This window comes from Pararcticibacter amylolyticus, assembly GCF_003130405.1.
Classification (GTDB): domain Bacteria; phylum Bacteroidota; class Bacteroidia; order Sphingobacteriales; family Sphingobacteriaceae; genus Arcticibacter; species Arcticibacter amylolyticus.
In genome coordinates this window covers 1-9,431 of sequence record NZ_QEAS01000046.1, presented here as the reverse complement: position 1 = coordinate 9,431, position 9,431 = coordinate 1, and the positions used below count along the sequence as shown (strand labels likewise).

The 9,431-nt window shown below is 36.9% G+C and carries 7 protein-coding genes and 1 pseudogene; 6 read left to right on the top strand and 2 right to left on the bottom strand.

All coding sequences use genetic code 11. From position 1 onward, the window contains the following. Positions 1-681 (bottom strand): hypothetical protein (locus DDR33_RS24685; protein ID WP_109418465.1); only part of this gene is annotated, 681 nt, incomplete at its 3' end. A 663-nt stretch (positions 682-1,344) separates the two neighbouring features. Continuing rightward, positions 1,345-1,545, bottom strand: a pseudogene (locus DDR33_RS26830) (IS3 family transposase); the annotation flags it as partial. 1,401 nt (positions 1,546-2,946) lie between these two features. Between DDR33_RS26830 and DDR33_RS24675 the strand changes: the two are divergent. From DDR33_RS24675 to DDR33_RS26525, 6 genes are all read left to right on the top strand, one after another. Continuing rightward, positions 2,947-3,858 (top strand): FkbM family methyltransferase, encoded by a 912-nt coding sequence (locus tag DDR33_RS24675; protein ID WP_158280867.1) that lies wholly within the window; start codon positions 2,947-2,949, stop codon positions 3,856-3,858. Then, positions 3,855-5,714 carry a glycosyltransferase family 2 protein gene (locus DDR33_RS24670; protein WP_109418462.1) on the top strand — a complete coding sequence of 620 codons (1,860 nt, stop codon included), beginning with the start codon at positions 3,855-3,857 and terminating at the stop codon, positions 5,712-5,714. Before DDR33_RS24675 ends, DDR33_RS24670 begins: the two co-directional genes overlap by 4 nt. Further along, a complete protein-coding gene (locus DDR33_RS24665; RefSeq protein WP_109418461.1) occupies positions 5,695-6,687 on the top strand; it encodes a lanthionine synthetase LanC family protein in 993 nt (330 codons plus the stop codon). Before DDR33_RS24670 ends, DDR33_RS24665 begins: the two co-directional genes overlap by 20 nt. A gap of 61 nt (positions 6,688-6,748) precedes the next feature. Then, positions 6,749-7,453 carry a glycosyltransferase family 32 protein gene (locus DDR33_RS24660; RefSeq protein WP_109418460.1) on the top strand — a complete coding sequence of 235 codons (705 nt, stop codon included), beginning with the start codon at positions 6,749-6,751 and terminating at the stop codon, positions 7,451-7,453. Positions 7,454-7,463: 10 nt separating this feature from the next. Continuing rightward, on the top strand, positions 7,464-8,843 hold the full coding sequence (locus DDR33_RS24655; protein ID WP_109418459.1) for a retropepsin-like aspartic protease: 1,380 nt from the start codon (positions 7,464-7,466) through the stop codon (positions 8,841-8,843). Between the two features lie 64 nt (positions 8,844-8,907). Continuing rightward, on the top strand, positions 8,908-9,431 hold a 524-nt coding region (locus DDR33_RS26525; protein WP_202913842.1), incomplete at its 3' end, for a hypothetical protein.

Genomic DNA, 9,431 nt, shown 5'->3' with positions numbered 1-9,431 from the left:
ACCCGTATCACTGACGCCCAGGCAATCCAGCGAGGCCGTCACTATTACCATACACCCTTCCGGGATCGTCCCCTCCATCTCAAAGTCCAGCGCCTCCATATCCTTCCAGTCCGTCACCGTCACATCCTTTACCGCAACATACTCATAAAATTCACTGCGGAAGTTCAGGGCCGTGACCAGGAACCTCAGCCGGTAGCTGTCAGTCGCCTCTATTACCGCAGAAGGAATTTTCAACCCGCTAAGCTTGCCCCATCCGTCCATCTGTACGCGGATCTTTCCCCCGCTGGTCAGCGACACCGAGGGCCTCACCTTCAGCGCTTCCCTGAGCGGGCTATTTGCATTGAACTCGAAACCCTCCAGGCAGCTCAGATCGCCGTCGTGGAGGTCGCGTGCACCGCGCAGGGCGGTTTTACTCCTTAAGATACTCTGGTAGACAGCACTGTTGAAGCGGTTCACCATCGCCCCGTCATGCCGGTTGCGGAACACGGACCGCAGGACCAGCCGGATAGCAGCTGCCGCTGTGCTGGCCAGCCCAAACTCACCGGCACTCGCTTGACTAGCCGGGGTCTGCTTTTTCTTCCTTTTGGGAAGGCCCTGCACCACCGTACTGTTCCGGAACCTGCGGAATACCACGGTTCCCGCCGTTCCGTGCAGGGCACCATTTCTTTCTAATATTGCCATATTGTTTTTGTCTTTTGTGGCTGCTGAAGCGTCGGAGGCCCGGGAGGATCACGTACTCAGAAGGAGGTTCCTGGAGGGTCAGGGGCGCCGGTGCTGCCGGCTATGAGAGTAAAGTTGGGATATTACAGGACAGGGATCAAGTGCTGGTTGTTATTTAGATTAATTCTGAATAAAGCCGGGAATTTACAGGCTAAGTACCATATAGAACCCGCCTTTTTCATGAGAAAGGCGGGTTCTATGCGGTACATAAGAGGGAGATAAGCGGCAACATTCATAATGCAATCAGGAAGTGGTCAGGGGATGATCTGAGCCTGACAGGACAATTTAAGACTTCCTTTTCTCCGCAATACTTTTAAAAGTGTTTTCCTGGCGGCTATCACTGACCGGATAATCATTTCTTTTATAACGTGCTCCAAACGGATAGTAATCACATTTCTTCTTTAATGGACCCACTTCTTAGGACGAGACTACTACAATAATAAGCTTTGCTATTTTATTGCAGGCTCTTTCTTGTTACTTTTTTCTCTTTAAAAATCAATGTTGATAACAGCTAAGCAGCATTGAACAGATCGGCAGAGGGTGATTTCCCAGGCTCTGATGTGTCTTTTATAATTATAAAAAGTCGAACCACTTCTTTTATTCCGGGTAAAGGCTTAATCAATCTTCCTGCGAATTCAGATAAACACATTCCTGTTTCAACTTTTCCAAAGGCGTTCTATAAAACATTATCCATCGCCCTGCCTTTGCCATCCATACTGATCTGATTATTGTTGCTTTTAGGAGCTCTGTATACTCATAACTGATAAACTGACTGCCCTGATCGCTATTGATTATCTCAGGATTTCCGTGACGCGCTATGCCTTCTTTAATAGTATCACATATCCAGAGCAGTATACAACCACAATTTGAAAAGGTTATACAAGCGGTAAGTCAATTTTTCCGGAAAGAAAAGGATATGCTTTTCCAAAGAGGAGCAGAGAAAGAGCGTACAAGAACCGAAACTAAGATACATGAAAAGAAGGGATCAATGCCAGGAAACTGGGGATTTCGGTAACAAATATTGCAAAAGGCCCTGATTTAACTCCAGATGAAATAGAAGGTTTATAGTCACACTTCCCTTTCTGAATATCAGAGCCACCATTCTGAGGGTTTTAACTGAGGAAGAAATTATTGGATATAGCAAGTCAGTTTTTTATCTCGAATTCTAGATAGATGAGGAGGAGATACTGGCAAGAGGTTCTGAACAATGAAACAGGTCTCAAGGGGCCAATCCTATCTTTCGAAATATCTAATCAAAGCTGCCCTCTACGGATTTTTTTTTATATATGTTTGCTGTTACACTAAGACGACGACATTTACCAGGGAAAAACTTCAATCTTCTCCGACTATCAACGTCAAACTATAGTTGCGGAATGAGTACTCGCGCCTCCCAGTTTTCTATAGCCAATAAGACAAAATGTATAATTTTTGAGACGAATTGATGAATCGATTATATATACATCCCTTATATTTACGCTATGTTTAAGGCCTTACATAAATAACCACTAATTTAATTATCATCAACATTTGTATTAACCTAATGTATGCTTCGAAAATAAAGAAACCAATCAGTATTCTTAAAAACCAAAATCATGAAAAAATCAAAAAGAATTCTATTTAACGATTTTTAGCAATTACCCGCATCAGACGCTGCTCATTTAGTTGAAGGAATTAAATTGAGCACCATGATCGGTGTTTAATTAACTATTCTTTCTACTGATAGAAAGTGTTTTCACAAGGATAGTTTCAGTTTCCAGTTACATTAGTCGAAGTAGTAGTAAGAGCAGGCATCCGTATTTGGCTTAAGGTGCCTTATCATCAAGATTCTATTAAATTCAACATCTTCTCAAGGGGCGATACCATGTATTTGTAGAGCTTGATAAATATCGACCGAGAAGAAGGCATTTTTCACAACATTTGTTGGGGTGGCAGATGGAAAGAGTTTAATTTCAGCCCTCTTAATTCATTTTGACCCAACAGCTATAGAGTTGGGATTTCTGAAAATAAAGACATGGAAGGTAAGCGGTTGTGACCGAAATCACAAAGCGGATGAATCTGAATAGACTACCAATACCAGACGTAATGAGACTGGCCTACTTAATCAATTCCCTTGTAATGCACAAACGACAACGTCGAATGGATTTAGAATAGGAATCTTGAATAAACCAAATATATGTTAGTATGCTAGGACTGAAGCTGAATATCTTGAGTGCTAAGATTTATATCTTGAAAATCAAGATTAATATAATAGAAAAAACACCTTTTTTTAAAAGAAAAAAAGAGCAACAATTATTCGTAAATCATTTTACTCTGTTGAGCTATATCAGCACCTTCCAAGAAAGTTGTTTTAAAAGGCTTTTTGGAACACATGCAAAGAGTGTACTATTTGAAACACATAATGGTGCCTTACTATCGAGTCCTATGGATACAGAAATTAATAGAAGACTAGGGCATCATGGACAATATGATTTGGATAAGATTCATTTTTTAAACAAAATAATAAAAAAAGATTACACTGTATATTTTCTCGGGGTTCATATTGGAACATTATTGATACCCTTATCTTACCACGCAAATAAAGTTATAGGTTTTGAGGCAAATCCCGACACATTTGAATATCTTAAGTATAATTTACTTTTAAATAATGTTTCAAATGCAGCTATTTTTAATTTAGGAGTTTATGACAAGTATGGAACTTCGCTGTTTTATAAAAATAAGGCAAACACTGGGGGGAGTAAGATAAAACCGCACAGTGATCAGTTTATATATAATTACGATCAACCAACAGAAACAATCATTAAAACCGTATGCCTGGATGACTTTGTTTCGTCTAACGGGCTGCCTTATCCAGACGTCATGATTGTAGATATAGAAGGGGCTGAGTATGCTGCATTAAAAATGGCTGGTCAGTGTTTGTCCAATTGCAAATATTTATATATCGAATTTGTCCCTCATCATTTGTCCAATGTCGCAAATATTGATGTCAATGAGTTTCTGTCTGTTATAGTTCCTTATTTCACTAAAATGGTAATCGTAAATTCTCCAAATCATGGATTTTATGGTGAAGATATATATAAAGTATTAGCGGATTTATACGCAAGAGAAGTATGTGTTGATTTATTATTTTTTAATTTATGAAAAGAGGTTTTTCAGTTATAATGCCCACCTACAATCAAGCATCTTTTATTAGGCGAGCTATATTAAGTTTACAAAAGCAAACATTTACAAATTGGGAGCTTATTATTATAAACGATGGATCTACTGATGATACGGTATTTTTTATATCCGATTTTTTGGAAAATTCTAATATAAAATACATTGAGAATAATAATAATATGGGCTTAGGCTATGTTCTTAATCAGGGGCTGGATGCCGCAAGCTACAATTATATAGCCTATCTGCCATCTGATGATTTTTATTATGAAAATCACCTGGAATCTTTAATGGATAAATTTATCACATATTCCGATGCTATATTGGTTTTTAGCGGTTTGAGGTATTATATAAATGACATAATGGTTAATTTTCCTAATACCGAGTCCCAAGGATTGAGGGATGGTCACCCCTTACAGCTGGTTCAAACTGCACATAAGAAAACAAAAGATAGATGGCTGGAACGTGAAGAGTGGGTTTGTGATAGCTTGTTTGATATGTATTGGTTAAAACTAATAAATAAAGGGAGTTTTGTTGCGACAAAACAAATCTCCTGTTTTTGGACTGACCATCCAAATCAAAGGCACAAAATTATAGGGGAGCGATTTGGTGGAGGGTTAAATCAATACCGGGCTTTTTATAAAGTAAAAACCCCGATAAAGATGAAAACCTCTAAATATAAGTTTATTGATGAAGTTGAATTATACAAAGGCTTTAGAGGGCGTCCTTTAGATAAAAACCCGGATTCTCTAAAGATTTTGATAGTAGGAGAGCTAGCATATAATTCTGAGCGAATTTATGCACTGGAACAGGCTGGGCATCAACTGTATGGACTATGGGCTAAACCAGAGTTTACTTTTAACACAGTGGGATCGTTACCTTTTGGGAATGTTATAGATATTACATATGAAGATTATCAAAAAAAAATCAAAGAAATACAGCCAGACATCATATATGGACTGCTTAATTTTGTCGCTGTTCCCTTAGCTTATGAAGTTCGAAAGAGCTTACCTGATATACCCTTTGTCTGGCATTTCAAAGAAGGTCCGTCTATTTGTTTACAAAGAGGAGTATGGGACAAATTAATTTACTTATTTACATATGCAGATGGTAAGATATATTTAAATAAGGAGACAAAAGATTGGATTGAGATGTTTATTCCTAAAACAGGTATGAACTTCTTACTGGACGGAGACATTCCTAAAGGTGACTTCTTCGGAAAAAAGACTTCAAAAAAAATTTCCAATAGTGATGGCCAGATACATACTGTGGTTGCCGGTAGGCTTATTGGAGTCAATCCTGATGATATGCGTTTCTTAGCAGCTCATAATATCCATTTACACTTGTATACGGAAAACTATCATAATTCACGAGATATGTTGAATTATGCTATGAAATCATCAGCACCAGATCATTTTCATATTCACCATCATGTCAGTCAGATTAATTGGACCGAAGAGTTTTCAAAATACGATGCAGGATGGTTGCACAATTTAGCTAGCACCAATAATGGAAATATTTTAAATGTGTGCTGGGATGATTTAAACATTCCAGCCCGCACAAATACATACGCTGCCGCGGGACTACCTGTTATTATTAGAGATAATTCAGAACATATTGTAGCTATACAGTCTAAAATTGAAGAGCTGGGCTATGGTCTGTTTTTCAATAAATTGGAGGATCTAGCCATCTTGCTTAAAAATAAAAAGCATATGTCAAAATTAACCGACAATGCACTGAAAGCGAGTTCCATGTTTACTTTCGATTATTACACAACAAGCTTGACAGGCTTTTTTAAGAATGTTATAAAAAATAAGCTAAATGAGAAAAACAATCATTAAAATATCTAACCATTTAGTTATGTCAGAATGCCATACTTCAAGTATTGGTTTAGCAAATGGTAAGATGGGTATCGCTTTATACATGTATTATGCATCGCGGATACTAAACTGTAAACCATATCGGGATTTGGCTGATAGTCTGGTGGATTCAATTTTTCATGATTTAAAGACTTGCCAGGATCTGTTATTTTTCAACGGAATCACAGGAATTAGTATGGGATTAAGCAGCCTTATCAGAGATGAATTTATAGAGCCGGAAGCGAATGATCTATTTATCGATATGGATAGAAAAATGTACTTAGAAGCAAGGCAAAGAAAGATAAATGATTTTACGGAGGACTTTTCTGTATTTTCCTTCGGACTATATCTGCTCAATAGAGTCGCTAATACAGATTTTAATTTGAAAATGGGTGTGCCATTGGACGAAGCAATTAATGTGGCGTTAAGTATTTGTGAAGAAATGTATGCTCGATATTTCATTTTTGACACAAAAAGTATCATATATACAAATTCTGTTCTATATTTTTTGATAAACCTTAGTAAAAATAAGGAATATAAACAACGAGCAAGTTCAATAATAGAGTTGATTGTTGCTAAAATAATCATAGCTATGAAGAATGATCCTAAACTGATTCATCGTTTGGGAACCACTTTGACTATAGCGAAGGCTATTGATAAAGCAAATATTATATCAAATAGACTTCCTCAGATAGCGCATAGACTCTCAAAGAAAGTTATGCAGGTTGATATTCAAGATGATCTGGATATAGACCTTACTAAATCTTGGGAAGGTCTATTATTTTGCCCATTGTATGAACATAACTTAAACTCAAATAATGTAAACAATTGGCTTAATAATATTGATTTGTTTTCGGACAAACAAAAATTAGTCGACATAGATTTGCGGAATTTGATTTTATGCGGGTTATACAACATTAAAAATAGTAATCATGCCAAGCTGCTCAGTCTATAACTAGGTGGAAATAATTGAGTTAAATCATTGAATTTTAAATAATAAAAAATGTCTTAGAGTTATGAAAATACCCAAAATTATTCATCAGATATGGTCAGGAATTGATGGTCCCCTTCCGCAAGAATTTAGGTCTTTAGGAGAGACATGGAAGCGTGATTATCCTGATTGGGAATATCGCTTATGGGACAATAAGAAAATGGTTGAATTTGTAAAAAACGAGTATCCTGAATATTGGTTCGTTTATCAGAAATACCCGTTTAATGTTCAGCGGTGGGATGCAATACGCTATCTAATTTTAGAAAAGATAGGTGGTATGTATGTAGATTTTGATTATGAGTCATTACAGCCGATGTGCGAAATATTAGAAAATAAAACGTGTTGCTTCTCTCTTGAAAAGGAGGTAGGAAGCAATCTTTTTAAAGTTTTCAATAACGCTATGATGATGAGCACTCCGAATCATCCCTTTATGCAAAAGATTGTCAAGTTTGTCTTTTCGAGGACTACTTTAATACCCCAGTACACGAATAAGAACTTGACTATTTTTAATACGACAGGACCATATGCTTTAATTCGCCTTTATGAAACACTAACAACAGAAGAGAAGGAAGATGTTTATCTCATTCCCGCTCAATTCGTTTCTCCTTTTACTGGTCTTGAGGCAGAAGAAGTCCGGCTTGGTGTAGTGAACCAGAAATTGGATGACTGCCTGGATAATGCTTATGCAGTTCATTACTATGTTAGTAATTGGGTAAAGACAAATAATTAGCGGTTGTGATATGAGAAGATACTTTTTATTATTAATCCTGCTATGTTTTAACGCTTTCTGTTATGGACAGGCTCAGCGTAACTATGCACAGGAACTTTATAATTTATTGCTGACTGGAAGAAATTTTGAAGCCAGAGAATTTAAGTTGCAGCATAAAGCTCAATTACCACCAGATCTGGACCTGGTATATAATATGCACATGTCGCTTGCATTTAATAAACCCGACAGTACCATTATCTACTTCGAGGAATTTTTAGGCGATCCTTACCGTGTCCGCACGATAGGGCCTGTTGTGGGTCAATACTATGTTCGACTATGTGAAACTTATGAAGGCAAGCAGCAATTCGAAAAGGCCATTTCGGCAGTTGAAAAACACATAAATTATTTGAAAATAAATCCTTATTCTTTGGCTCCTGAAGCCATTAAAAATGAAACTATAGATGCGCAAAACAAAATATTATTGTTGAAAGAGAAGCTTAAGAACGAACCCATACGAAGAATAATAAGAAGTGGAAAAGACATCAAGATAAAACTAAAGGATGATACGTACATTCGATTTGATGCTCAATATAACGGTCATACTGTAGAAACCTTTTTTGATACCGGCGTCACAGAGTTTTGCATTATGGAGAAAGATTTGGCCGACGAGATAAGTGTTAAATATAAATCTAAGCAGGACAGTATCCGTTTAATAAACGGAAAGCCAATAAAAGCAATTGAAGGATATATTGATAGTATTGAATTGGATGGACTAAAGTTTTATAATATACCGGTCGTTGTACTTTTAGATAAATTCACTTCACACTTACCTGGTAACATGAACTCTGATTTCAAACAGAAATTAGAGAATAAATTATTGAAAAGCAAACAAATTATTTTAGGGCTTCCAACAATAAAGATGTTAGGCAGATTTGAAATTGATTGGAAAATAAATACGATAGTGATCCCACAAAAAAAAGTACAGAAACCTATAGAAAGAAGTTCAAATTCAAATCTAATGTTTATTAAAAACGCACTCTATCTTAATATGAAAATAAACGAGACCCCGTTTACTGGCTTTTTAGATTTAGGCGCTGATCATTATCTGTTCTTAACATATCCATATTTTTTCAAGTCAAATTGTGAATATGTCAAGTACGATACTGCAAAACAACCATATACCCGCACCGGATTTGTAGATAGTCAAGAAAATATGGAACGGTACAGAGTGGAAAACCCTCAAATATACATGGAAGGAAGAAAGATTGACACAGCTAGACCCCAGAGAGAGGTGTATACCGTGGCGAATATCAACAATTTTGATGGTGAAGTTGGAGTCGGCTTTTTTAAAAATACTTTCTCTAAAACTGTTATTGATTTTAATAATATGATTGTCGAATGCGAGGAGTGAAAAATATACTATTGAGAGGTAAGTTTTTTGCTGCATTTATTAATAATAACTTAAAAAAAAGTAAATGAAAAGATTAAAAAGACTGCAGCTTGCAGGTTTCGAGCAATTATCTGCATCAGAAGAAGCTCAAACATTAGGAGGTACTAATAACAATAGTTTAACTGGAATTATTGTCGATAACGGTGATGGGACTCTGGTATATTCATTTGACGGGGACAGTAGTAAAATTAGCGGTAATGAATTGAGTACTGGCGGAGTCCTATCTAGAAGTAGTTTTGGACTTTCAGGAGAAAATCCAGGTACTTCACTTATGTCTACTGGTTATTCTGGAGGAGATTGGGGTGTCTCTGGATATGGAGGAAGTGGTGGATATGGTATTGGCATAGGATATTCAGGAGGAGGCTACAATGTGGGTGGATATTATGGAAGTAGTGGATATGGTATTAGCGGAGGATATTCAGGAGGCGGCTACAATGTGGGTGGATATTACGGAAGTAGTGGATATGGTATTAGCGGAGGATATTCAGGAGGAGGTTACAATGTGGGTGGATATTACGGAAGTAGTGGATATGGTATTAGCGGAGGATA

Coding starts and splice junctions, on each gene's coding strand:
- DDR33_RS24670 (WP_109418462.1), top strand. CDS start 3,855: ATGAAAAGAGGTTTTTCAGTTATAATGCCCACCTACAATCAAGCATCT.
- DDR33_RS24665 (WP_109418461.1), top strand. CDS start 5,695: ATGAGAAAAACAATCATTAAAATATCTAACCATTTAGTTATGTCAGAA.
- DDR33_RS24660 (WP_109418460.1), top strand. CDS start 6,749: ATGAAAATACCCAAAATTATTCATCAGATATGGTCAGGAATTGATGGT.
- DDR33_RS24655 (WP_109418459.1), top strand. CDS start 7,464: ATGAGAAGATACTTTTTATTATTAATCCTGCTATGTTTTAACGCTTTC.